This is a genomic window from Cyanobacteria bacterium QS_8_64_29, assembly GCA_003022125.1.
Lineage (GTDB): Bacteria > Cyanobacteriota > Cyanobacteriia > Cyanobacteriales > Rubidibacteraceae > QS-8-64-29.
In genome coordinates this window covers 16,358-40,974 of record PXQH01000014.1, presented here as the reverse complement: position 1 = coordinate 40,974, position 24,617 = coordinate 16,358, and the positions used below count along the sequence as shown (strand labels likewise).

Below are 24,617 nucleotides of genomic sequence, written 5' to 3'. Positions count from 1 at the left end.
CGCCAATCCCGCGCCAGGGGTGCACTACAATAATCGAGATGCAACTGGCGAGCGGTTAGGAGTCCTGCGGTGGAGCCCCACTATTCCCCGGCAGCCATCGAACCCAAATGGCAGCAGGCCTGGGCCGAAGCCGAGCTGGATCGGACCCCAGCGGATGCAGCGCGACCCAAGTTCTATGCCCTGTCGATGTTCCCCTATCCCTCGGGGAGCTTGCACATGGGGCACGTCCGCAACTACGTCATCACGGATGTCATTGCGCGCCTGCGGCGCATGCAGGGGTATCGCGTGCTCCATCCCATGGGCTGGGACGCGTTTGGGTTGCCCGCCGAGAATGCGGCCATCGAGCGCGGCACGCACCCGGCCAGCTGGACCTACCAAAACATCGCCCAAATGAAGCGCCAGCTCCAGCAGCTGGGCCTCTCGCTGGACTGGAGCCGCGAGATTGCCACCTGCTCGCCCGACTACTACCGCTGGACGCAGTGGCTGTTCCTACAGTTCTACCGAGCCGGGCTGGCGTACCAAAAGGAGGCAGCCGTCAACTGGGATCCGGTGGATCGGACCGTGCTAGCCAACGAGCAGGTGGATGATAAGGGGCGCTCCTGGCGCAGCGGCGCCCAGGTCGAGCGCAAGCTCCTGCGGCAGTGGTTTTTCAAAATTACGGACTACGCCGAGCAGTTGCTGGCGGATTTGGAGGGGCTCGAGGGCTGGCCCGAGCGCGTCAAGCGCATGCAGGCCAACTGGATTGGCAAATCGAGCGGTGCCGATCTGGACTTTCCCATTGCCGGCAGTGATCGCACTATCCGTGCCTTTACCACGCGCCCCGAGACGATCTACGGCATCACCTATTTAGTCCTGGCCCCTGAGAATCCGCTAACGCAGCAGGTCGCGACCGCCGAGCGCCAGGACGCAGTCGCCCAATTCGTCCGCGAGGTCACCCAGCAGAGCGAGCAGGCGCGCACCCAAGCCAAGCAGGGCATCCCCACCGGCGGCCAGGCCATCCACCCCTTCACCGGCGAGGCCTTGCCCATCTGGGTTGCCGACTACGTGCTCTACGAATACGGCACGGGAGCCGTCATGGGCGTGCCCGCCCACGACGAGCGTGATTTTGCCTTCGCCCGCCAGCACGGGCTGCCCGTGCGCACGGTCGTTGCCCCTGAGGGGGGCGATAGCACGCAACCGCTCGATCGCGCCCATACCGGGCCGGGCACCCTAGTTAACTCCGGCCCCTTCGATGGGTACTCGGCCCAAGCGGGCAAAGCGGCGATCGTGCGCCATGCCGAGGAGCGCGGTGTGGGCCAAGCGCGGGTACAGTACCGCCTGCGGAATTGGCTGATCTCGCGCCAGCGCTACTGGGGGGTGCCCATTCCCGTGGTCCATTGCCCCAACTGCGGCATCGTCCCCATCCCCGAAGCCGATCTGCCGGTGACCCTGCCCGAAGATGTCAGCTTGACCGGGCAGGGATCGCCGCTGAGCCAGCACGCCCAGTGGCTGAACGTGGCGTGCCCGCACTGCGGCGGCGATGCCCAGCGCGAGACCGACACCATGGACACCTTTGTGGACTCGTCCTGGTACTTTTTGCGCTACGCCGACGCCCGCAACGATCGCGAGCCCTTTGCGCGCGAGCAGGCCAATGCGTGGCTGCCAGTGGATCAGTACGTGGGTGGGGTCGAGCACGCCGTCATGCACTTGCTGTACGCGCGCTTTTTCACCAAGGTCCTGCGCGATCGCGGCTTGCTCGATTGCGATGAGCCCTTCCAACGCCTGCTGACCCAGGGCATGGTGCAGGGGCGCACCTATCAAAACCCCAGCACCGGCGAGTACGTGCCGCCCGAGCAGGTGGATCCCGACGATCCCAAGGATCCGCAAACGGGGGAGCCGCTGGCCAGCTTTTACGAAAAGATGTCCAAGTCCAAATACAACGGCGTGGACCCGCAGCGGGTGCTGGCGGATTACGGCGCCGACACGGCGCGCACCTTCATTCTGTTCAAAGTGCCCCCTGAGAAAGATTTGGAATGGAACGAGGCCGATGTGGAAGGGCAGTTCCGCTTCCTCAATCGGGTCTGGCGCCTGGTCGCGGATTTTGTCGAGCGCGCCTCCAGCCTGCCACCGCCTTCCACCCCACCCGAGCGTCACCAACTCGGCGAGGCCGAAAAAGCGCTGCGGCGCGCCACCCACGGCGCCATTCAGGCGGTCACCGAGGATGTGGAAGCCGGGTACCAGTTCAATACGGCGGTTTCGGAGCTGATGAAGCTCAGCAACGTCCTCTGGGAGGCGCACTGCCCGGATTCGCCAGCCTATGCCGAAGGCATCGAGACGCTGCTGCAGCTGCTGGCGCCGTTTGCGCCCCACATAACCGAAGAACTGTGGCACGCGCTGGGTCACCCAAGCTCAATCCATCGCGCGGCCTGGCCCCAGGCCGACCCGGACGCGCTGGTGGCCGAGACCTTCAACCTGGTGGTGCAAGTGATGGGCAAAACGCGCGGCACCATCGAGGTGCCGGCTGAGGCCAGCCGGGCGGAGCTGGAGCAGTACGCGCGTAACTCAGCCATCGCCGAGCGCTATCTGGCCGGCAAGACAATCAAAAAAACCATTGTCGTCCCGGGCAAGCTGGTCAACTTCGTCGTGGCGGCCTGAGGGCGGCGCGCCCGGGGCTAGGTTGCAGCAAGCTGTTGCCCTGGGCCGGGGCGGGCTCGCGCTCGCGCGGCGGGGGCACCGGCAGCAGCGACAGCGCGATCCCGGCAACGGCCAGGCTGGCAACCCCCAACGCCGCTGGTGCCGCGCGCTGTGCCCGAGAGCGCTCCGGTTGGCGGTGGTGCCGCGGCACCGGGCTCAACTGCAGCGAGAGCTCCGGTAGCGTCTGCCGGTCGGCGAGCAACTGATCGATCGCCTCGACCAGGTCAAAGACCTCCACAGTCGTGAGCTCGATGGCCTGGGGTTCGGCCTCAGTCGAGCCATCCTGCCGTACCAGCCGATGGTGCCCGTCTCCCTCGGCCGGCTCGAGGCGGACGGTGGCCTCGCGGGCCTGCGGGTGCGCTAGCCCGCTCAGGCACTGTTGGGCGTAGGCACTGGCAGCCTGCGCCAGCTGCGTCAGAAAGTCGCGATCACCGCTCAGCCAGCGATCACGCTCGGGGAAATGGCACTCGACGTTGGTCAGAATGGACAGCGGCGCCCGCCCCTGGCCAGTTGGGGCCTCGCTGCTCCAGCCCTCCAGCACCAGCGTGCAGTTGGGCAGCCCGTACTGGCGTTGGACCGTCATGGGATCTCTCCATCGAACAGGCTGAACCACAGCCGCTGCGTCCCGGCAGTGCCAGTGCAAAATAGCAGCTGGTTCAGCAGCGACAGCGCCAGGTCGTCCGCCACCTGTTGCGACTGGGTATAGCGCGCTACATGCGTGCGTCGCGGGTTCATGCGGCTGCGAAAGTGAGCGCGAAAGCGTTGCAGGTAGTCGGCCAGGCGAAAGTGTTGCTCTAGCGACTGCCCCCGATCGCGTAAGACTTGTTGGGCCAGGGCCAGCTGCCGGATGACTACAGTTAGGTCCCGGGCACGGTAGCTGGCGATCGCCACCAGCGCGCGGGCCTCATCCAGGCTCAACAAGCACCGCGCGTACGAGCGCCGCCAGGGATTGGTGCAGCGCATGCGCCACAGGGCGACGCGATTGCGCACGATGCCATCCAGCTCCAGCGTGCGCACGGTGGCCAGCATGCGCTCCGAGCCGCCCAACTCCAGGGCCTCCAGCGCGAGCAGCAGCAGATCGAGCCGCCGTTGCATGGGCGGCGAGCACCGCGGTTGAGCCCCCGCCGGCTCGGGCAGGCGTTCGAACACCAGCGGCCGGCTGGGAACGGTTGAGTTGGGCATCGAGCGGTTCTGTGTCGCGACCATTCTCGCTGGCACCGGGCGGCGCGGCGATGGTTTAGCATTGCCTCGTAGGCGCTGGCTCGGCAGCCCTCCGGTGCAATCATGCCACAAAGCAGGCTGCCGGGCGGGGCTGCTATTGCGCGGCTGCAGCGGCATCCGAACCGGACGGAAGCTACCCGCTTATGGATTTGCAATCCCTCGTTCGCGAAGTCCCTGACTTTCCCCAACCCGGCATTCGCTTTCGCGATATCACCACGCTGCTGCGCGATCCGGCTGGCTTGCGCGAGGCGATCGACCGCTTGCATCAGCGTTGCACCGAGGCAACCCAAGCCCCCGACTATGTGGTGGGTATCGAGTCGCGCGGCTTTTTGCTGGGGCCAGTCCTGGCGTACCGATGGGCGGCAGGCTTCGTCCCGGCGCGCAAGCCCGGGAAGCTGCCGGCTGCCGTGCGCGCGATCGACTACGAGTTGGAGTACGGCACCGATCAGCTCGAAATTCACCAAGATGCCCTACCGGCCGGTTCGCGCGTGCTCGTGGTCGACGATTTGCTCGCTACGGGCGGCACGGCACGGGCGACCGGCGAGCTGGTGCAGCAAATGGGGTGCCAGTTGTTGGGCTTTGGTTTTATTGTCGAGCTGCGGATGTTGGGCGGGCGCCAAAAGCTCCCGGATGTGCCGGTGACGGCGCTCATGGCCTACGACGAGTGAGCGCCCATTACTTATTTTGAGCTGGTTATGGTCGCGCGCAAAGTTCGCTCGTTTCAAGCGGGGGCTGGGCTGCGGCGGCTGGCGCAAAACGAGCTCCTGCTCTACACGCTCAAGCGCCTGCTGCAGGCTTTGCTGACGCTGTTGTTAGCGTCAATGCTGAGCTTTGCCATCATTCAGATTGCGCCGGGCGACTACCTCAACAACCTGCGCCAGAACCCGCAAATCTCGCCCGAGACCATCCAGCAACTCAAGCAGCAGTTCGGGCTCGATTGCTCCCCCATCGAGCAGTACGGACGCTGGCTCTGGCAGGTGGTGGCCCACTTCAACTTCAACCAGAGCTTTGTCTACGCCCGGCCCGTTTCGGGGCTGCTGCTGGAGCGCATCCCGGCAACGCTGCTGCTGGCAGCCGCTTCGTTTGTGCTCACCTGGAGCATTGCCATTCCGCTGGGGATTGTTAGCGCCGTCCACCAAAACCGCCCGCTGGATCGCATCCTGCGCGCTATTAGTTACGCCGGGCAGGGGCTACCGAGTTTCATTACTGCGCTGCTGCTGCTAATCCTGGCGCAGCATCTGACCCCGCTTTTGCCAGTGGGCGGCATGACCAGCATCAACCACGCCCAACTCTCGCCGCTGGGCAAAGTCCTCGACATTGGCTGGCACTTGCTACTGCCCACCTTGGCGCTGAGTTTGTTCGGGTTTGCCGGACTGCAGCGCATTACGCGCGGCCAGCTGCTGGATGTGTTGCAGCAGGACTACATCCGCACCGCGCGCGCTAAGGGGCTGCCCGAGAACCGGGTTATCTACGTACACGCGCTGCGCAATGCCATCAATCCGCTGATTACGTTGCTGGGGTTCGAGTTTGCCAACCTGTTGAGCGGCTCGTTTGTGGTGGAGTTTTTCTTCAACTGGCCGGGCTTGGGTCGCCTTACCTTGGATGCCGTCCGCGCTCAGGATATCTATCTGGTTATGGCGAGCCTGCTCATGGGGGCCACCATGCTGATTGCGGGCAACTTCCTTGCCGATTTGCTACTTAAGGTTGCCGATCCCCGCATTCGCCTCGAGAACCTGCAGTAGGCGGCCTCTGATGCGGTTGCAATCGCGCGGAATGATGCGGCGAGGGCTGGCAGCACTAGCGCTAGGGATTGGGTGGGTGCTGCTTGGGGCCGCGCCGGTTTATTAGCGCAAACTGCCGCGCGCAGCCGGCCTGTGGGGGACGCCAACGATCGCGCCATTGCCAATGGCCCTAGGCTGCTAAACTAATAACCTAGCTTGCCCCCCGGCTGCTTGCTGGCGGGCAAAAGCGGCGGATTCCCAACCAGCCTTTGCTAACAGGGTCAGGAATGGTGCTGCGCGCCCGGTCCGCTCCCAAGCCGGACTGCCGCCTTGTCGAATGGATTCACCCCATATGAGCGATTGCTTTCGCCGCGCCATCCGCGCCCAAGAGTTTCTCGTGACGGCCGAGGTGTCGCCACCCAAAGGGGGCAACCCGGACCACATGCTGGCAATGGCGCGCGCGCTGCAAGGGCGCGTGCATGCGGTCAACATTACCGATGGCAGCCGTGCCGTGGCGCGGATGTCGTCGCTGGCAGCGGCTAGCCTGCTGCAGCAGCAGGGCATCGAGCCCGTTTGCCAGCTGGCGTGTCGCGATCGCAACCGCATTGGCTTGCAAGCCGATTTGATGGGCGCGCACGCGCTGGGGCTGCGCAACGTTCTGGCGCTAACCGGCGATCCGGTCAGTGCCGGCGACAACGACGATGCCCAAGCCGTCTTTGAGCTCGAGTCGGTGCGATTGCTCAAGCTGATCGGCCAGCTCAACAGTGGCTACGACCCCACTGACAACGCCTTGCCCGACGGCGGCTTGGCGCTGTTTCCGGGTGCTGCCGTGGATCCGCAGCTCAAAAGCTGGTCCGGCCTCAAGCGCCGCTTCGAACGCAAGGTCAAGGCTGGGGCCCAGTTTTTCCAGAGCCAAATGCTGACGGATTTTGACCGCCTAGAGCAGTTCATGACCCAGGTGGCTGCCGGGAGCGAAAAACCCGTGCTGGCAGGCATCTTTTTGTTCAAATCGGCCAAAAACGCCCGCTTCATCGACCGCTGCGTTCCCGGGGTTACCATCCCCGAGGAGATCGTCCAGCGGCTGGAGCGCGCCACCGATCCGCTCGATGAGGGCATCACCATTGCTGCCGAGCAGGTGCAAATGGCGCGCGAGCGCTGCCACGGCGTTCACATGATGGCCGTTAGAAAAGAGCACCTCATCCCCCAAATCCTCGACCAAGCAGGTGTAGCGCCCGTCGACCGAGCGGCGCCTGCAGCGGCGCCAGCCGCGGCCTCCTACTCCGGTTTGGGCTAGCAAACGCTAAGTTCGCGGAACTCACTCGCTCGCCAGCGGTCATGGGCAGTGACGTCCGATATTAAGGAGTGACGCCCTATGACGCGCCATCTCATCCGATTTGCCGGTCTCCTTGGTGCAGCTGCCGGCACGGCGCTGCTAGCGCCGGCGGCGTTCGCGCAGTTAGAAGTTGGGAATCGCACTGCTAGTGGCAGCCAACTCGCCCTAGAAGCGCAACTGGGTGCCGGTGCCAATGTCGATGCTGGTGTCGGCGCTGGTGCCCAGGAGAATGGCACGGCAGCTGAGCTCGATGTTAGTGGCGACTCGAATGCTGATGCAGCTGCTGAGGCCGACGGCAACGCTACAGGCACTGATGCCAAAATCCAATCGGAGGGGAACGCTGAGACCGAGATGGACGCTGAGGCTGGCGGCATGCCTGCCGAGCCTGAGTGCGACTCAGACAAGGATCACTCAGACAAGGACGGCGAATCCGACGGCACCGACGGCAGTGCCGATGCCGAGGCAGAAACCGAGACCGAAGTTGAGGCTGCCGGCGAGTCCAAGGCTGAGGGCGACGCTGATGCCGATACCGAAGCCGAAGGCGAAACCGAGCAAGACAGCGAGTCTGAGGCTGAGGCGGATGGCGAAGCCGATGCCCAGCAAAGCACCGAGACGCAGAGTCAGGACCTCAGCGAGACGGAGCTGCAGCTCGAGACCGAAGGCGAAGCCAGCACCGGAACCGAAGCCGAGACTGATGCAGCCGGTGCCGATGCTGGCGCCCAAATGGAGCTAGAGGGCAAGGCAGCACCGCTCAGCAACTAAGCTCGTTCCCTCGCCCAGTCGCTCCATCGCTGCTTTAACCGTCCCCTAAATGGGGACGGTTTTTCAAGGCCCCCAGCCCCCTAGTCCGGGCTCAGGGTCAGGTACTCGAGGTTCCAAAACGGCCCGCCCAGCGCTGAGTAATCGATGCCGCGCACGCGATCGCGCACGGCGTGCATCGCGAGCGGGTTGACTAGATAAATGTAGGGCAGCTTTTGCTGCACGATCTGCTGCGCCCGCGCGTAGAGCGCCTTGCGCTCGGCTTCATCCAGCGTTTGGGCGGCGCGGATGTAGAGCCGCTCGATTTGCTTTTCCCAATCGGCAACCTGGCGGCCCTGGAGCGGTTGCTGCCCCGCTTGGGGTTTTTGGTTGAACGAGTGCAAGCGGCCGTCGGTAAACCAAATGCTGGCGCCGGCATTGGGCTCGTTGCCGCCGGTAAAGCCCAACAAGTGACATTCCCAATCCAGGGTATTGCTGAGCTTGTTGACCAGGACGTTGAACTCGATGGGGTTAAGGTCAACCCGCATGCCGATTTGGGCCAAATCTTGCTCGATCTGGGCAGCCATGGCTTCCCGGGTTTTGTTGCCGGCGTTGGTGATGAGCGTAAAACGGACGCGGTTGCCCTCGGCATCGCGCAATTTACCCTCGCTGTCATATTGGAAGCCCGCCTCGCGCAGCAGGGTGCGAGCTCGGTCGGGAGCGTGACCGTAGGATTTGACACTGTCGTTGTAGTAGGGCGACTGAACCGAGATGGGCGAGTTTTGCTTGGCCCCCAGGCCGCGGTAGACGGTGTTTATTAGCTGCTGGCGGTCGATGGCGTAGGCCACGGCCTTGCGAAAGTTGAGTGTATTGAACCACGCCGATTTGACCGGATCGATCAACGGTTCACCGTTGCGCCGGCCCTGGTTGAGGTTGAACGAAATAAAGCGCGTGCCGTAGTCAGGGCCGCCGTTGTAAATGCGGTAGTCGCTCTCGGCCGCTTGTTGCTTGAGCAGTGCAAAGAACTCGGGCGAGACCCCCATGGCATCCAGATCGCCAGCGCGAAAGCGCAGCAGCTGCGTGTTTTGGTTGCCCACAATCGCCCAAACAACGCGCTCGATGCGGGGCAGCGGGTTGCCTTGCTCGTCAGTTTCCCAGTAGTGCGGGTTGCGCTCGAAGACAACCCGCTCGTTGGTGGCGTAGCGGGCCAGTTGGTAGGGGCCGTTGACCACAATCTCGCCCGGCGGTGTATCGATGCCCCATTTGGATAAAAACTGCGGCCGGCCCTGCTCGTCGGTTTGGGTCACCGAGGCACGCAGGGCGTGAGCGGGCATGATGGGGACGCCCAAGCTGCGCAGCAGCGGGGCAAACGGCTCGGGCAAGCGAAATTCAATCCGGCGCTCATCGAGCGCACGTACTTGCGGGAACTGCCCCTCCGGGCCGATGCGGAAGCTGTCCTTGAGATTGTTAGGGATGGCCTCGTTAAAAATGAGGTCGTTGAAGGTAAAGGCAACATCGCGCGCGGTCAGGGACTCGCCATCCGACCACTTCAGCCCCTCGCGCAGGACAAACGTGACGCGCTGCCCGCCCTCGGCGATTTGCCAAGACTGGGCCAGCGCCGGCTCAATCTCGCCCTTAATGGGGTTTTCTTCGACCAACCCTTGGTAGGTGTAGCCAAAGACATTGGGCGATTCCTTCGACAGGATGGCGTTGAAGGTTTTGGGGTTGCTGAGGATGACTTTGACCAATTGCCGGCTCTCGCCGGTGCGACCGTCCAAAATGGCCGGGTTGCATCCGCCTAGCCCGATCGCAACGCCCAGGGCTACGAGGGCAGCGATCGCGCGGCGTCCGAGCGAGCGCAAGCGGGTGACTGGCAACGCAATTGGCGGCAAGACTGGCATTAGCGAGTGATCGTAGCGTCGCGGGGCACGACTGCGTGATCGAAGGCGTTCCCATCGGTTCCAATGCCGCGAACGAGCGCGTGATCGGCATGGAACTCGAGTGCGGCAAAGCTGAGCCGCTCGGCGGCGTGCGCCGTCCACCGAGAGCGGCCCACCGAGCGCACGTCGGCGCCGGCTCCGCAGGTTAGGTAGGTCGTCCCGCCAATGGGATAGGTGCGCTCGTAGTTGTGGTCGTGCCCGTTGAAATAGAGCTGCACCCCATAGCGGCGAAACAGCGGCGCCAGCCGGGTCTCGAGCTCGGGATTAACCCCATAGTGGCCCGAAGAATAGATGGGATGGTGGCCGAAAACCACCCTCCAAGGCGCGCTCGAGCGTTGCAGTTCCCGCTCCAGCCAATCCAGCTGGGCCGTCCAGTTGGCGTTGCGGTTGGTATCGAGCGCCCAGACTTGGACCGGCCCTTGGCGAAAGGTATAGTAGCGCCCCTGCATGTTGAAGCCAGGGTAGTGCAGCTGAGGCACGCCGTTGGCCGTGCGAATGTCGTGGTTGCCCAGGCAGGCGCGGAACGCCACGCCCTGCTGGCGCAGCGGCCGGTAGGGCCGCTCGAAGGTCTCTTCGACGCGGTCGATGTCGCCGTTGTTGTAGATATTGTCTCCGGCTAGCAGGGCCACCGGGAACGGTGCCTGACGGCGGTACTGGGTTAGGGCGCGAGCCACCGCATACTGATCGCTGCCGCCGGTGCCGGTATCCGCTAGAGCCGCCAAGCGCAGCAGCGGCTCGCCGCACGGTTCGGCTAGCTCGCTGGTATCACGAAACGCCCGGTGCGCGAGTACTCGCCGCTGGCCATACCGCCAAAGCGCCACGCCGCCGGCACTGGTAGCAGCGGCTAGGATCAGCAATTGGCGGCGCGTCAGCGGCATTCCCTTGCACGTTGGCGAGCGGGCAAATGATAGCCTCAGGTAGAGGCTCTATCTGACCCATCGTAGCGGGCGTGGGAAAGCGCCCCAGCGCTCGTGCCAGCCCATCCGCCCCCAGAAGAAACGGCTCCTACCCCCGCCGGCAGGCAGCCGCTGCTGTGGCGCCATCTGCTTCGCGCGCTAGCGGGGCTGCTGCGGATGGTGAGCCGGGCCCTGTGCGCGATCGCCAATGGGCTGGCGCGCGAGCAGCAGCCCGCAACGGAGGCCAACCCAGCCGCGCTTGCCATGACCGATCCCAACCGAGGCGAAACGCCCGAATCGGACAGCAACTCATCCCAAGCGGAGCCAACGCCGGCCGCTACCAGCGATGAAGGAGCGACACCCCCAACTGGTTGGGCGCGCATTCTGGCGCGAGTGCGCAACCGACTGCCCGCAGCCCTCAATCGAGTGCTGCCCGACTGGGGGCTAACCGGCATCCTGGTGGGCGCGTTCGTGGCCTTGGTGTGGCTGGGCTTGAGCGTTGCCCGCGGCGAGCCCGGACAGCCGCCGCCCCAGCCGGAAGCACCCGCCCAAGCACAAGCGGCAGCCGAACCGCCCGAGACCGAACCAACGCCCGAGCAGGCCTTTGTGGCGGCAGTGCGCGAGCGCATCACCGAGCTAACCGAGCGCGAAACTTCGGACCTAGTCCAGGCCATTCGCCCCGACCTGGCTAGCAGTACTGTCACGGTTACTCTTGCCGATCGCTGGTACGAGCTAGAACCCCAACGGCAGGATCGGCTTGCCAACAAGCTACAGCGCCGCGCTCAGGCACTGGACTTTAGCTGGGTACGCGCAGTTGATGCCGAAGGGCGGTTGCTGGCGCGCAGCCCCAACCTTGGCTCGGACATGCTGGTCTTGGCGCGCGAGCGCCGCTCTTAAGGCCCCTCGGTCGGGGAGCTGCCGCTGGACCAATTGCCTTCTAGGTACTGGATGCGCTTGTTCTTTTGAGCTAGCGTCTGGTCTTTTTGCTCCAGGGTGCGCTCGAGCTCGTGCACTTGCTTGTTGCGCTGCCGCAACCGACGCGATCGCCGCCACAGCGGCGGTCCTAGCAGTAGACCGACTGTGGCGATGCCCAAGCCGAATGCCACCAGCAGCGCAACGTAGCGCGGCCCCTCAACGGTCCAAAACAGCAAGTTGACGCTGGCAGGTGCCGTATTTTGAAACGCCAGTACGAGGGCCAGGATGGCCAAGGCTAGGCCTAAGATGAAGGAAGCGCGCATGGCAAGCTCCGAGGTTAGCGGGGGGGTTGCTCTTCGCCGCTGGAGGATGCCGTCTCGCTGCCTTACGAGAGATCGGCGGGCGAGGTAGGGGTGGGGCTGTTGCCCTCAGATGCCGTCTCTTGCTGGGGGCGGGTGCGAGCGCGCTGCCAGAACCGGCTCAATCGCGCCAGTCCGCCAGGGGCTTCCTCCTGCCAGGGCGTTGCCCGCTCGATGGCACTGGTCAGCACGATCACGCGCTGGTTGCCGGCGCTCGAGACGCCTACCGGATCGAGCAGGTAGTGATCGCGCGAGCTGCGCGCCGCGTACAGGTAGCGAGCGATCGCGCCGGTCTGCGGGCGGAACCAGTAATCGGTGAGCCAGCCAATCCGATCACCAGCATCCGTCCAGAGCTCGCTGCCAATCAGCCCATAGAGCTGCTCGGGCGAGCGCTCGGCGGCTTTATCGGGGGAGCGGTCGATCTGCAGGCCGTCTTCTCCCATGCCGGCTAGCTGCGACCAGGCAAACGTCTGGCGGCGGCGGCCCAGCCAGCCCGAGCGGCAGGTTAGGCTCTCGATCTGGTGCTTTTGCGGGTCGATGCCCAGGCGCGTGAGGCGGCCCAAGGTCTCGGTGGTGTCGCGATCAAGCACCAGGCGATCGCGAACGTCGCGGTAGCGCAGCAACTCGGTGGATTCGCTCATGGCAATGGCGGGCGGCCGGCTGGTTCCAAGTGTAGGCGACCCATCCCTTATCCTGAAAAGCGCCCATCAAGGCTGCTGCCCTCATGCATCGCATTGCTGCTACCCCCGGCGGCTGGAATCCCGAAGCCGATGGGGTGGTCTTCATCGAGCAGACCCCGGCCCCCATCGTCGTTTTGACCGCTGCCGACACGGACATCCAGACCCTGGCGGCGGCGCTTCCCCACCTGCCGGCTGACTGCCCGGCTGTGCGCGCCACTAACCTGCTGCACCTGCAGCAGGAGCTCAGCATTGATGCCTACGCTGAGTCGGTCCTGTCGCAGGCGAGCGCCATCATCCTGCGGTTGCTAGGCGGGCACGCCTACTGGCCCTACGGGCTGGAAGCGCTCAAGGCCACCGCGGATACCACGGGCGCAGCGCTGTTCGTGCTGCCGGGCGACGATCGCCCTGATCCGGACCTGATGAGCCACTCCACCGTCTCGCTGGCCGCCACCGACCGGCTGTGGCGCTACTTCACCGAGGGTGGGGTCGCCAACGGCGCGCGCGCGCTGCAGTGGGCGGCCGATGTGGCGCTGGGTTGTTCCTACCAGCCAGATCTCCCCCAATCGGTGCCGCGGGTGGGGCGCTACACAGCTGACACTGAACGGGCATCCGGCAAGCTTCGGGTGGGCATTATTTTTTACCGCGCCCACTACCTGGCCGGCAACACGGCCCCCATCGATGCTCTATGCCAGGCGTTGCGCCAGCGCCAGCTGGAGCCGGTGCCCGTGTTTGTCGCCTCGCTGGGGAGCGAAGAGGTGCAGGCGGCGCTGCAAGATGCCTTTTGCCCGGACTCGGGCAATCCCGTGCGGCTGATTGTCAATACCACTAGCTTTTCGCTAGCGCGCATTGGTAGCGAGGATGGAGCCCGCTTTTGGCAGCAGCTAGATGTGCCCGTGCTGCAGGCGATTTTGAGCGGCGGCACCTACCAACAATGGCAAGACAGCGCCCAGGGCCTGCCACCGCGGGATGTGGCCATGAACGTAGCCCTGCCCGAGATCGATGGGCGCCTGGGGACGCGGGCTATCTCGTTCAAGGCGGCCCAGCACTGGCACCCGCAGCTGGAGACCGAGGTGGTGGCCTACCAGCCGGTGCCCGATCGCGTGGCGTTCGTCGCGGATCTGGCCGCGCAGTGGATTGAGCTGATCCGCACGCCGCCTGCCGAGCGCCGCATTGCGCTAGTGCTGGCCAACTACCCTAACCGGGACGGCCGCCTGGCCAATGGGGTGGGGCTGGATGTCCCCGCCAGCTGCGTCGGCATCCTAGAGGCGCTAGCGGAGGGCGGCTACAGCGTGGGCGAGCGGCCCAACAGCGGCGACGAACTCATGGGCTGGCTGACGGCCGGTCCCACCAATGACCCGGAAGGCCAGGCCCTGCGCGCGCCGCGCCAGCAGCTGCCTGCCGCGCAGTACGGTGATTTTTTCCACAGCCTGCCTGAAGCCGCCCAGCAGGGCGTGCGCGATCGCTGGGGCGAGCCCGAGGACACCAATTGGCCCATCCCAGGGATGCAGCTGGGCAACGTTTTTGTGGGCATCCAGCCCTCGCGTGGCTACAACGCCGACCCCAGCCTGAGCTACCACTCGCCCGATTTGCCGCCCACCCACGCCTACCTGGCGTTTTATGCCTGGCTGCGGCAGCAGTTTGGCGCCCAGGCCATCGTCCACGTGGGCAAGCACGGCAACCTGGAGTGGCTGCCGGGCAAGGGCTGCGCCCTCTCGGCGGCGTGCTATCCCGAGGTGGCGCTGGGGCCGCTGCCGCACTTTTATCCGTTCATCGTCAACGACCCTGGCGAGGGCGCCCAGGCCAAGCGGCGCGCCCAAGCCGCCATCCTGGATCACCTCACCCCGCCCATGACCCGCGCCGAGCTCTACGGCCCGCTGCAGCAGCTAGAGGCCCTCATTGATGAGTACTACGAAGCCCAAAGCCTGGATCCCTCGCGGCTGCAGCCCATCGGCGATCGCATCCGCGAGCTGGTGCGCCAGCAGCAGCTGCACCGCGATTTGGGCATCGACGACTTTGATGCGCTCTCGCTAGCTGAGTTTCTCACGCGCGCGGACGGCTATCTCTGCGAGCTCAAAGAAGCCCAAATCCGGGACGGGCTGCACGTGCTGGGGCAGTGTCCGCCGCACCGGCAGCTGCGGGACCTGATTGTGGCGATCACGCGCACTCCAGACCGCGAGCGCGCCGGTCTGACCCGGGCGCTAGCCAGCGATTGGGGGCTGGATCTCAATCCGCTGACCGCCGAGCTGGGCGAGCGCTGCCATCCGGAGGCGCCAGCAGCACCGGCCCAGGTCCGCGAGGCCCTGCGTGCTTGTCGCACCGCTGGCGACGCGGTGGAGGTACTGGAGGGCCAGGCGGCGCGCGAAGTTGAAGCGCTGCTGTTAGGGGAGAGCGCTAGCCATGCGGGGGAAGCCACCCAGCGCGAGCTGGCTTGGATCCGCGATCGCCTGCTGCCGGCCCTGCGCCAGACCCCGCAGGAGCTGGCGCACCTGCTGCACGGCTTAGCCGGCGGCTACATCCCCAGCGGTGCAGCCGGGGCCCCCACGCGCGGGCGCCCGGAAGTACTGCCCACCGGGCGCAACTTTTACTCGGTGGACGTGCGCGCCATCCCCACCGAAACGGCATGGGATGTGGGCCGCAGGGCCGCCGAGGCGCTCATCGAGCGCTACGCCCAGGACAACGGCGACCATCCCCAGACGCTGGCGCTCTCGGTTTGGGGCACTGCCACCATGCGCACCGGCGGCGACGATATCGCCCAGGCGCTGGCGCTGTTGGGGGTGCAGCCCGTTTGGGAGGGCAGCGCCCGCCGCGTGGTGGATTTTGAGATTTGGCCGCTTTCGGTACTGGAGCGCCCGCGGGTGGATGTGACGCTGCGCATCTCAGGGTTCTTTCGCGATGGCTTCCCGCACCTGATCGACCTGTTCGATCGCGCCGTGGCGGCCGTGGCAGACTTGGACGAGCCGGCTGAGTGGAACCCGCTGGCGGCGCGCACCCAGCAAGAAAGCGCCGAGTGGCAGCAACAGGGGCTCCCGGCCGAGCAAGCCCGGCAGCGCGCGTGCTACCGCGTCTTTGGCTCGCGTCCCGGGGCCTACGGCACCGGACTGCAGGGGCTCATCGAGGCCCAAAACTGGAGCAGCGACACGGACTTGGCGCGCGCCTACATCAACTGGAGCGCCTACGCCTACACCCGCACCCAAGGCGAGATCCGCGGTGTCTCGGCGCCTGAGGCCTTCGAGCAGCGCCTGAGCCAAATGCAGGTAGTGCTGCACAACCAGGACAACCGCGAGCACGATCTGCTAGATTCGGACGACTACTACCAGTTCCAGGGCGGGCTAACGGCGGCAGTGCGGACAGTGCGCGGCGAGGCCCCCCAGACCTACTTTGGCGATAATGCCATTGCCGCCAAGCCCAAAGTGCGGGCGTTGCGCGAGGAGATCGCCCGCGTCTATCGGGCCCGCGCCGTCAACCCCAAATGGATTGAGGGGGTCATGCGCCACGGCTACAAAGGCGCTTTTGAGCTTGCGGCCACTGTGGACTATCTGTTTGCCTACGACGCCACCACCCACTGCGTCGAGGACTACATGTACCAGGGCATCGCCCAGGCCTACTTGTTCGACGAGCAGGTGCAGCAGTTCGTCCAGGCTCACAATCCCTGGGCGCTGCGGGACATGGCCGAGCGCTTGTTGGAGGCGCACCAGCGCGGGCTGTGGGAATCGGCAGACGAGCCCACGCTGGAGCGGTTGCGCGGCATTGCCAACCAGGCCGAAGGCGTGATCGAAACGGCGGGCTGAAGCCCGGCGGCGCGGTGTGCTAGCTTGTTAGCGCGATGCAGCTACCGGCATCGCGTGCGGATGTGGTGGAACTGGTAGACACGCACGCTTGAGGGGCGTGTGGCCTTAGTGCCATGCGAGTTCGAATCTCGCCATCCGCATAGCGCTAGCCGATTGCGTTGCTCTCCACTTGAGTGCTCGCCTGGATGCGTGCCCGGCGCAGGCTGACTTTAGGTTCAGTGTGCGCAAGCTTAGCCGCGAGCGACTGTGGCGTTAGAGCACGCCGAGGCCGACGATCTGCTGGCAGTCGCTGCCCTGTTGGTGGGCAACAATCGGGCGGTCTTTCGCGTCGANNCCGTTTGAGGCGCCTGGCGAGTGATATTCTGCCCAGTAGGCGCGGTGCTCCACCAGTCCCCCTCGCGAGATGGCCCCAATGGGGGGGTTGCGCAATTGCGAGGTGGGCCGTTAGAACGCTGCTGCAGGCTATCCCAACGCTATGGTCGCCACAAACGGGGCATGGGAGCGCGAGACTGCACGTGCCGAAGCCGAGGATGACGAAATCGATCTGGGGCAGTACGCGCGCATCCTCAAGCGGCGCTGGCTGCCGGCGCTACTGGTACTGCTCTCCACGTTAGGTCTGGCGGGAGCTTACTCCTGGTGGAAACTGCAGAATGCTCCCGTCTTTGAGAGCAGCAGCAAGTTCCTCTACGAGACCTCGGGCAGTCAGCCTACTTTACCGGAGGGGGCGCAGCAGCTGGTAGGCGGCCAGTCGCAGGGCGGCGGCCTGCCCAACCAAATCGAGATCCTGCAGTCGCGGCCGCTGGCCCAAAAGGTCATCGACAAGCTAGGGCTCACCAACAAACAGGGCGAACCGCTGGATCCGGATGCGTTGCTGGAGCGGATTCAGGTCGAGCAAGTTGAGAGCACTAACGTCATCAAGTTAAGCGCCCAGAGCAACCAGCCGCAGCAAGCGGCCCAGATTGCCAATACGCTAATGGATGTTTACCAACAGCGCACCATTAGCGAGCAGACCGCCGAGAGCCGAAACACGCGCCAGTTTTTAGAGTCGCAAATTCCGCAGGTACGCCAGGAGGTACGCCAGGCCGAGGCCGCGCTTCGCCGGTTCAAAGAGCAAAACAACGTTGTCGCCCTGGACGAGGAAGCTAAGTCAATCGTTAAAGCCACGCGCAACATTAATGAGAGGTTGTCTGATGCGCGCGCTTCGCTCGATAGTGCCGAGTCCCGCGCCACAGCGCTGCGCAACAAGGTGGGCATGAGTTCCCAACAGGGGTTGGCCTCGGCCCAGCTCAGCCAGTCCCCGGGCGTGCAGCAAGTGCTGCAGCAGTACCAAGAGGTCGAAACTGAACTCGCGAACAAGCAGAGCGAGCTTACCCCCCAGCACCCAGCCGTCCAGGCCTTGCAGGAGCAGCGCTCGCGGCTGCGGGCAGTATTGCGCCAACGGGTGCGCGCTTCACTTGCCGGTGGCGGCACTGCCGAGGATCGCAACCTGCAATTGGGCGAGACCAAAGTGCAGCTCATCAGCAATTTGGTCAATGCTGAGGTGGAGCGCTTGGGCCTGGTCAGCCAAGTCAACGCCCTGCAGCAAGTGCGCGATACTTACCAAGCCCGCGCCAACCAGCTGCCGCAGTTGGAGCAGCGGCGGGCGCAGCTCGAGCGGGAGCTGCAAACGGCGCGCTCCACGCTGAAGGGGCTGGTGGAGCAGCTACAGAAAACGCGCATTGAGGAGAATCGCAAAAGCAGCAAAGTGGATGTGGTCGAGCGGGCGCAGGTCCCAGGGGGGCCGGTCTCGCCCAAGATTGCGCTCAACCTAGCGCTGGGGGGCGTGCTGGGCGCGCTACTGGGGGGCGCAGCGGCCTTTGCCCTGGACGCGCGCGATCGCCGCATCCATAGCGCCGAAGACGCCCAGCAGCTCCTGGGCTATCCCATGCTAGGCTCGGTGCCGAACTTCGATGATGTCCCGGCCACGGAGGGACCGCGGACCCCCCATCCCGAAGCTGAGCCTGCCGATACCCCCTCGCGCGCCAACTAATCCATGTCCTTTCTACCGGTGCGGGATGCGCCGCGATCGCCACTGAGCGAGTCGTTTCGGATGCTGCAAGCCAACCTGCGATTCTCGCAGGCGGACCGGCGACTGCAGGCGATTGCGGTGGCCAGCTCAGTACCGGGCGAGGGCAAATCGACCCTGGTAGCCAATTTAGGGTTGGCGCTAGCAGAGGTGGGCCAGCACGTGCTGATCGTGGATGCTGACCTGCGTAACCCCAGCCAGCACGGCATTTGGGAGTACGCCAATGCAGTGGGCTTGAGCAACTTATTGGTGGGCGAGAGTTCCTTAGAACAAGCCTGTCACCCCGCTTCCGAGGGGCTGGATTTGCTCACGGCGGGGCAAGTTCCGCCCAACCCAGTAGCACTGCTGGACTCGCAGCGCCTGGCCACCTTACTGCAGCAATGGCGCCAGGCCTACGACTACGTTTTGCTGGATGTGCCGCCACTGCAAGCGGCCACCGATGCCGTCATTGTGGGCAAACTCACCGACGGTACGCTCCTGGTGGTGCGGCCGGGCGTGGCCGAGTGCGATGCAGTAGAAGCCTCGCGGGATACGCTGGCGCGGTTGCAGCAGCCCGTGGTGGGGATGGTGGCCAACGGCGTCAATCCGCGCAACGAGCGCTCGAGCTACTACCACTACTACAACTACGGCAACAACAATGGCGGCCCGCCCCGACAGGGTTGGCGGCGCTGGCTCCCGGGCAATCCCTTTGCGCGCAACGGCAAGGGCTCGCAGTAGGGAAGCTGCTTGAGAAAATGGACCCATCGAACGGGTAGCAGCCGTAAGGAGCGCAGCCATGCGGATTTTGATTGTGGGCGGAACGCGATTTATCGGCGTTTATCTAACGCAGCTGCTGGTGGAGCGCGGCCACGAGGTGACGCTGTTCAACCGCGGCCGCAACGCGCCGCCGGTTGAGAACGTGCGTCAAATTCAGGGTGATCGCCGGGACGCCTCGCAGCTGCAGCAGCAACTGGCCAACGAGCCATTCGATGCCATTTTTGACAACAACGGCCGCGAGCTCAGCGACACGCAACCGCTAATCGATCTGTTCAAAGATCGGGTGCAGCGCTACGTGTTCGTCAGCTCGGCGGGGGTCTATCAGGCCTCGGACCAGCTCCCCTACCGCGAGGGCGACCCCATCGATCCCAACAGCCGCCACAAGGGCAAATACGACACCGAAGCCTACTGCGAGCAAGCCGGGATTCCCTGGACCTCGGTTCGGCCCACCTACATCTACGGGCCGCAAAACTACAACGACGTTGAAGCCTGGTTCTTCGATCACATCGTGCGTGATCGCCCCGTTCCCATTCCGGGCAACGGCCTGCACGTCACCCAGCTGGGCCACGTGCGGGACCTGGCCGAGGCCATGGTCGCGGCCCTAAGCAGCGATCGCGCCGCTGGCGAGGTACTCAACGTCTCGGGCGAGCGCTACGTCACCTTCGATGGCCTCGCTCGCACCTGCGCGCGGGCGGCCGGCAAGGCCCCCGAGCAGCTCGAGCTGGTGCACTACAACCCGGACCAATTCGATTTTGGCAAGCGCAAGGCGTTCCCGCTGCGGGTGCAGCACTTTTGCGCCGACATTGGCAAAGCTACCCAGCTGCTGGATTGGGCGCCGCGCTTCGATCTGCTCTCGGGGCTCAAGGACTCGTTCCAAAACGACTACCTGGCCTCGCGGCGTCACGAGGCCGAGGTGGATTTCTCGCTCGATGAGCGCATCCTAGCCCAGGCGGGCGCCGCCCAGTAAAGGCCACCCGAGATGAGGGTTAGGCCCACCGCCAGCCAGAAGGCAGCCTGGGCGATGCCGTCCCACGCGGGCGGCAGCGGGGCCATCAGCAGCGCGACTGCGGCGATCTGGCTGACGGTTTTGAGCTTGCCCCAGGTGCTGGCGCCGGTGATGGCGCCTTGGGCACCCAACTGGGGGTCGACGCGCCAGCCAGCGATCGCCAGCTCGCGCCCCACCATCAAAAACAGGCCCCATCCCGGGATGGCCCCTAGCTCCACCAGAACTGCCAGCGGCCCCAACACCAGCAGCTTGTCCACTAACGGATCCAGGAACTTGCCCAGGGCGGTCACCTCGCCCCGCTGGCGGGCCAGGTAGCCATCCAGCCAGTCGGTGCTCGCGGCCAGCAAAAAGACGGCCACGCCCAACCATCGGGCCGGGGGGCTGGGTGCGTACAGGACCCCCAAAATCACGGGCAGGCCCAGCAGGCGCGAGAGCGTAATCCACGTGGGCAAGTTCATAGGGCAAGCTAGGTATGCGGACCTCGACGCCACGCGCTGCTGGGGAATGTCCCCTTGCAGCACCGTGAGGGGGTTGTCGGCCAAGCAGTCACTGCGCCATCGCGGGTTTTGCAATGAGGTGGCACGCTAGGCAGAATAGTAGCGTTTGCTCGCAAAGGGGCTGCCATGGCGGCTGACTCATCCCCGGATCCGGAACGGCACCGGCAAAAGATGCAGCGGCGCAAAGTAGTTCAGCAGCAGCGCCTGAGCGAGCGCACGCGCGAGAAGGGGCTGATCGTCGTTCACACCGGTGACGGCAAGGGCAAAACCACGGCGGCGCTGGGCATGGTGGTGCGATCGCTGGGCCACGGCTATCGCGTGGCGATCGTCCAGTTCATCAAGGGCGCCTGGGAGCCCGCGGAAAAAGCCGTTTTGAGCCAGTGGCAGGACCGCCTGGCCTTTCATGCCATGGGCGAGGGCTTTAGCTGGGAGACCCAAGATCGCGAGCGGGACACCGAAAAAGCCCAGGCCGCCTGGGCCCAGGCCGAGCGCTACCTGAGCGATGCCAACTACCGGCTCGTCTTGCTGGATGAGGTCAACGTTGCCCTCAAGCTGGGGTACTTGTCCGTGGAGCAAGTCGAGGCGGCGCTGGCGGGCAAACCGGCAGGCTCTCACGCCATCTTGACCGGCCGCAGTGCCCCGCAGGCCCTCATTGATCGCGCCGACCTGGTCACCGAGATGAAGCTGACCAAGCACCCGTTCCACGAGCAGGGCGTTAAAGCCCAAGCCGGGATCGAGTATTAGCTGGCCGCGATGTACTCCTGGATGTTGGCCCGCCGCTTGCGCAGCTGTGCCAGGGCCTGGTGCTCGAGCTGGCGCACGCGCTCGCGGCTGAGGTTGAGCTGCTGCCCCACCTTGGCCAGCGAGAGTTCGTTGCCGTCTTTGAGCCCGAACCGCAGCGACAGCACCTCGCGCTGCTGGGGGGTTAGCTCCGAGAGCAAGCTGTCGAGGTCTTGCCGCATCGACTCCTGGGTGATGTAGGAGTCGGGCGAGTTCTCGTCATCCTCCAGCAGGTCCGAGAGTTCCGTATCTTGGTTGTCGCCCACGCGCACATCGAGCGAGATGGGCTGCCGGGCAATGCTGAGGTACTCCCGGATCTGGGCGGGCTCGAGGTCGAGCTCCTCGGCAATCTCGGCGGGGGTGGCGTTGCGCCCGAGCTTTTGGGCCAGCTCGCGCTGGACCTTTTTGATTTTGTTCAGTTTCTCGGTGATGTGGATGGGCAGCCGGATGGAGCGCGCCTGCTGGGCAATGGCGCGGGTAATGGCCTGCCGGATCCACCAGTAGGCGTAGGTGGAGAACTTGTAGCCCCGGGTGGGATCGAATTTCTCCACGCCGCGCTCTAGCCCCAGCGTGCCTTCCTGGATCAGATCTAGGAACTCCATGTTGCGCTTTTGGTACTTTTTGGCGATCGCCACCACCAAGCGCAAGTTGGCTTCGATCATCTTGCGCTTGGCGCGGTTGCCTTGCTGCAGCGCGTCTTCGAGCTCCTCAGTGCTGAGCTGAGCCCGCTCGGCCCACTCCGGGCGGCTGGGCTCGCGGCCGAGCTCCTCGGCGAGGGTGTCTTTTTGCTCCAGCAAGCCCATCAGCTTTTGCACCTGCTTGCCGTAGACGATCTCTTGCTCGTGCGTTAGCAGCGGGACTCGGCCGATCTCGTGCAGGTAGGTGCGCACCATGTCGGCCGAGAACATGGGCTTGTCTTCGCTAGTGTTGGTAGGGTTGCTCGTTTCGCGATCAAGATTGGGGTTCGGATCGGCTTTGGCGGTGGGCATTGCTATGGCAGTGACTTCGTTCGCAAGCGACAGCTAATTGCTGAAGTACCTGAGTTGAGGAGGCGCGTTGTTGCTAGGCTAGAGGGTCGTTGGCGGCAGCTGCATCGAGCGCAGGAGAGAGCTAGTTGGCCGCCGGGCACATCCCCAAGCGCTTTGAGGCTGGCGGATGCGGCTGCAGGCGGCGGGCTACCCGCGGTGGGGAGAGACCTCTATACGAACTCGTTATGAATTCGTTCTTTAATCTTACTACACAGAGCGACCCCCGTAAAGGGCAGCGGGTTCCCGGGTGCCACTGGGGGCGGTTGCCCCTCAAGCAGCAAACAGCGAGCTAGCCGTTTGGTACACCAGCGCAGTCCATGGCCTGAGCGACCGCGCGCCTGTATCTATAATGGCTTAGTATTTTTTAAAAAAGCGTAGCGGCCGATACGGTTAGCCGAACCTCGGGCCGCAATCGCCGCAGCCGCAGCGCCCGCTAGAAGCCCAGCTCGCTTTTGGCTTGCTGCGCGGCAGCAAAGACAGAGGCATCATCTGCCGCTGCCCAGTCCGTTTCGCCTATTTGGGCGTAGAAGGTCTCGTCGTAGGGGCGGGTCCGCACGACCACCGGCATGGGCACGGCGTGGCCCAAAATGAGCGCCTGCTGCTTGGACTCGAGCTTGGCCAAAACCGAGCGCAAGTTCTGCGCGCCCGAGACACCGGTAAAAATGGCATCGATGTCCTTTTCGTCGTTGAGCAAGCAGGTCACGCGCGTCCCGAGCTGGGACATGACTTCGGTGTCGATGCGAGAGGGGCGCTGATCCACCACCAGCAGCGTGACGAAGTACTTGCGCATCTCGCGCGCGATGGTGCCAAAAATCGTCTGCTGCACGGTGCCAGGGTCCAGAAAGCGGTGGGCTTCCTCAATGGTGATGGCGAGCTGGCGCGGGCGCTTCTGGGAATCCTTGGACTGCAGGAACTGCTCCGATTTTTTGACGTAGGAGGCGTGGATGCGGCGCGTGATGATGTTGGTCGCCAGCATGTAGGAGAGCATGTTGGACTGCGAGCCAAACTCCACCACCACGTGCTTGCCCGCATCCAACGACTGCAAGATGCGATCGACGTAGTCGTGGGGGCAGGCCGAGCGAATGTAGTTGAGCTGCTCCAAGCGGGCGAGCTTGCGCTGCAGTGCCGCGATCGCGCCTTTGTGGCCCTGCTTTTCCTCGCAAAAAGCCTGGATGTCGTCGTTGCTCATGTTGAGCAGCTGCAGGATCCAGCCATCGCCAAACTCAGAGCGCAGCAGGTTGGCGTTGTCGATGCTGGCTTCGGAGAGACCCAGCTCCTGGCTGACCAGCCGCAGGTCCTCAATATCGATTTGGTTGTAGCTGAGATAGAGCTCTTGGGCGTCCCGGACGCCGCGGCGCTGGGTCGATTCGGGATCGAGGGTGTAGATCTCCACCTGCCCGGGAAACAGCTGGCGCAGGCCTTTGACCGTACTGAACTGCTGCCCCTCGCTGACAGCTTCCCAGCCGTATTCCGAGTGCATGTCGAAGATTAGATTGACCGCTGCGCGCCGCTGGATGATGCCCGAGAGCAGCATGCGCGTCAGGAACGATTTGCCCGTCCCCGATTTGCCAAAAACGCCGTTGCTGCGCTCGACAAAGGCATCCAGATCCAGGCAGATGGGCACGTCCATATCCAGCGGTTGGCCCACCGAGAAGTTGCGGCGATGCGGGTCGTCCTCCCAACCAAAGACAGCCCGAAAGTCGCGCTCGCTGGCCTCGTAGACCTGGCTGAAGTGGCGGGGGATGGTTTTGACCGGCTGTAGGGCAATGTCGCTGTCGGTCTGGGGCTGATAGGAGGCCAGGGCGCCATTGCCGCTGTCCTCGGTAGCCTGGTTGCCTTCGGGGGTGAACATCAGCATGGGGGCCAGCTCGAGCGTGCCGTAGGTGCTGCTGCCAGCGAGGACCTCGCGCAAAAAGTCATCGTCCGGATGAGGCGGATCGGCTGCAATGCGGGGGCTGGCAGTCCCCAGTGCAACGTCGGTCAGCATGCAGAAAAAGCGCGATCGCGCTCCTTCCACCACCAAAAATTTGCCCACTCGCATGGTCTCGACCGAGACATCGGGATGCAGCCGAACGACCAATCCCTGCGTTAGCGAGCCCTCAATAACGGATCCCAGCGTTTGGGCAGAACGGGCGCCGTCCGTCTCAGTCATGGTCGATGCGAGCCTGCCTTAATGGCCGAATTTTAGGGCATGCCGGTGCAGCGCTGTCAGCCCCTGCGC

Annotated in this window: 20 protein-coding genes and 1 tRNA gene; 12 read left to right on the top strand and 9 right to left on the bottom strand. The window is 64.5% G+C overall.

Going from position 1 to position 24,617, the window contains the following annotated elements:
- Window positions 1-69: 69 nt before the first annotated feature.
- Complete coding sequence (gene leuS, locus BRC58_03285) at window positions 70-2,634, top strand: leucine--tRNA ligase (GenBank protein PSP18639.1); 2,565 nt, start codon at window positions 70-72, stop codon at window positions 2,632-2,634.
- On the opposite strand, the gene BRC58_03280 is transcribed toward leuS, so the two are convergent.
- Both BRC58_03280 and BRC58_03275 read right to left on the bottom strand, forming a co-directional pair.
- On the bottom strand, window positions 2,612-3,256 hold the full coding sequence (locus tag BRC58_03280) for a DUF4335 domain-containing protein (protein PSP18638.1): 645 nt from the start codon (window positions 3,254-3,256) through the stop codon (window positions 2,612-2,614). The two genes, leuS and BRC58_03280, sit on opposite strands and share 23 nt — an antisense overlap.
- Window positions 3,253-3,879, bottom strand: coding sequence for a hypothetical protein (locus BRC58_03275; protein PSP18637.1), 627 nt, complete (start codon window positions 3,877-3,879; stop codon window positions 3,253-3,255). Before BRC58_03275 ends, BRC58_03280 begins: the two co-directional genes overlap by 4 nt.
- A gap of 158 nt (window positions 3,880-4,037) precedes the next feature.
- Here BRC58_03275 and BRC58_03270 point away from each other — a divergent pair, with 158 nt between their 5' ends.
- From BRC58_03270 to BRC58_03255, 4 genes are all read left to right on the top strand, one after another.
- Entirely contained in the window at window positions 4,038-4,562 is a 525-nt protein-coding gene (locus tag BRC58_03270) for an adenine phosphoribosyltransferase (GenBank protein PSP18636.1), read from the top strand.
- Between the two features lie 27 nt (window positions 4,563-4,589).
- Window positions 4,590-5,636, top strand: coding sequence for an ABC transporter substrate-binding protein (locus BRC58_03265; GenBank protein ID PSP18635.1), 1,047 nt, complete (start codon window positions 4,590-4,592; stop codon window positions 5,634-5,636).
- Between the two features lie 331 nt (window positions 5,637-5,967).
- Window positions 5,968-6,909: a 5,10-methylenetetrahydrofolate reductase gene (locus tag BRC58_03260; GenBank protein PSP18634.1), complete on the top strand. Its 942-nt coding sequence runs from the start codon at window positions 5,968-5,970 to the stop codon at window positions 6,907-6,909.
- Between the two features lie 78 nt (window positions 6,910-6,987).
- Window positions 6,988-7,710 (top strand): hypothetical protein, encoded by a 723-nt coding sequence (locus BRC58_03255; GenBank protein PSP18633.1) that lies wholly within the window; start codon window positions 6,988-6,990, stop codon window positions 7,708-7,710.
- An 80-nt stretch (window positions 7,711-7,790) separates the two neighbouring features.
- Here BRC58_03255 and BRC58_03250 read toward each other — a convergent pair whose 3' ends face one another.
- The gene (locus tag BRC58_03250; protein PSP18632.1) at window positions 7,791-9,587 is read right to left on the bottom strand and encodes a peptide ABC transporter substrate-binding protein; all 1,797 of its coding nucleotides are present in this window, start codon (window positions 9,585-9,587) and stop codon (window positions 7,791-7,793) included.
- Window positions 9,587-10,504 carry a metallophosphoesterase gene (locus BRC58_03245; protein ID PSP18631.1) on the bottom strand — a complete coding sequence of 306 codons (918 nt, stop codon included), beginning with the start codon at window positions 10,502-10,504 and terminating at the stop codon, window positions 9,587-9,589. The genes BRC58_03250 and BRC58_03245 overlap by 1 nt, the downstream gene beginning before the upstream one ends.
- A gap of 195 nt (window positions 10,505-10,699) precedes the next feature.
- Between BRC58_03245 and BRC58_03240 the strand changes: the two genes are divergently transcribed.
- On the top strand, window positions 10,700-11,419 hold the full coding sequence (locus BRC58_03240; protein PSP18630.1) for a hypothetical protein: 720 nt from the start codon (window positions 10,700-10,702) through the stop codon (window positions 11,417-11,419).
- Here the strand turns inward: BRC58_03240 and BRC58_03235 are convergent.
- Both BRC58_03235 and BRC58_03230 read right to left on the bottom strand, forming a co-directional pair.
- On the bottom strand, window positions 11,416-11,760 hold the full coding sequence (locus BRC58_03235) for a hypothetical protein (GenBank protein PSP18629.1): 345 nt from the start codon (window positions 11,758-11,760) through the stop codon (window positions 11,416-11,418). The two genes, BRC58_03240 and BRC58_03235, sit on opposite strands and share 4 nt — an antisense overlap.
- A 62-nt stretch (window positions 11,761-11,822) precedes the next feature.
- On the bottom strand, window positions 11,823-12,437 hold the full coding sequence (locus BRC58_03230; GenBank protein ID PSP18628.1) for a hypothetical protein: 615 nt from the start codon (window positions 12,435-12,437) through the stop codon (window positions 11,823-11,825).
- Between the two features lie 83 nt (window positions 12,438-12,520).
- On the opposite strand from BRC58_03230, the gene BRC58_03225 reads away from it, so the two are divergent.
- From BRC58_03225 to BRC58_03205, 5 genes are all read left to right on the top strand, one after another.
- Complete coding sequence (locus BRC58_03225; protein ID PSP18627.1) at window positions 12,521-16,264, top strand: cobaltochelatase subunit CobN; 3,744 nt, start codon at window positions 12,521-12,523, stop codon at window positions 16,262-16,264.
- Between the two features lie 56 nt (window positions 16,265-16,320).
- A tRNA-Leu gene (locus BRC58_03220) sits at window positions 16,321-16,404 on the top strand.
- Between the two features lie 335 nt (window positions 16,405-16,739).
- The gene (locus BRC58_03215) at window positions 16,740-18,293 is read left to right on the top strand and encodes a hypothetical protein (protein ID PSP18626.1); all 1,554 of its coding nucleotides are present in this window, start codon (window positions 16,740-16,742) and stop codon (window positions 18,291-18,293) included.
- Window positions 18,294-18,296: 3 nt separating this feature from the next.
- Window positions 18,297-19,046, top strand: a complete 750-nt coding sequence (locus BRC58_03210; GenBank protein ID PSP18625.1) for a hypothetical protein — start codon at window positions 18,297-18,299, stop codon at window positions 19,044-19,046.
- Window positions 19,047-19,104: 58 nt separating this feature from the next.
- On the top strand, window positions 19,105-20,052 hold the full coding sequence (locus BRC58_03205; protein PSP18624.1) for a 3-beta hydroxysteroid dehydrogenase: 948 nt from the start codon (window positions 19,105-19,107) through the stop codon (window positions 20,050-20,052).
- Here BRC58_03205 and pgsA read toward each other — a convergent pair.
- Window positions 19,986-20,549 (bottom strand): CDP-diacylglycerol--glycerol-3-phosphate 3-phosphatidyltransferase, encoded by a 564-nt coding sequence (gene pgsA, locus BRC58_03200; GenBank protein ID PSP18623.1) that lies wholly within the window; start codon window positions 20,547-20,549, stop codon window positions 19,986-19,988. The two genes, BRC58_03205 and pgsA, sit on opposite strands and share 67 nt — an antisense overlap.
- Before the next feature lie 165 nt (window positions 20,550-20,714).
- Here pgsA and cobO point away from each other — a divergent pair, with 165 nt between their 5' ends.
- Window positions 20,715-21,332, top strand: a complete 618-nt coding sequence (cobO, locus tag BRC58_03195) for a cob(I)yrinic acid a,c-diamide adenosyltransferase (protein ID PSP18622.1) — start codon at window positions 20,715-20,717, stop codon at window positions 21,330-21,332.
- On the opposite strand, the gene BRC58_03190 is transcribed toward cobO, so the two are convergent.
- Together BRC58_03190 and BRC58_03185 are read right to left on the bottom strand one after the other, a co-directional pair.
- Window positions 21,329-22,357: an RNA polymerase sigma factor, RpoD/SigA family gene (locus tag BRC58_03190; GenBank protein ID PSP18621.1), complete on the bottom strand. Its 1,029-nt coding sequence runs from the start codon at window positions 22,355-22,357 to the stop codon at window positions 21,329-21,331. The genes cobO and BRC58_03190 overlap by 4 nt on opposite strands.
- Before the next feature lie 472 nt (window positions 22,358-22,829).
- Window positions 22,830-24,548 carry an ATPase gene (locus BRC58_03185; GenBank protein ID PSP18620.1) on the bottom strand — a complete coding sequence of 573 codons (1,719 nt, stop codon included), beginning with the start codon at window positions 24,546-24,548 and terminating at the stop codon, window positions 22,830-22,832.
- Between the last annotated feature and the right edge of the window lie 69 nt (window positions 24,549-24,617).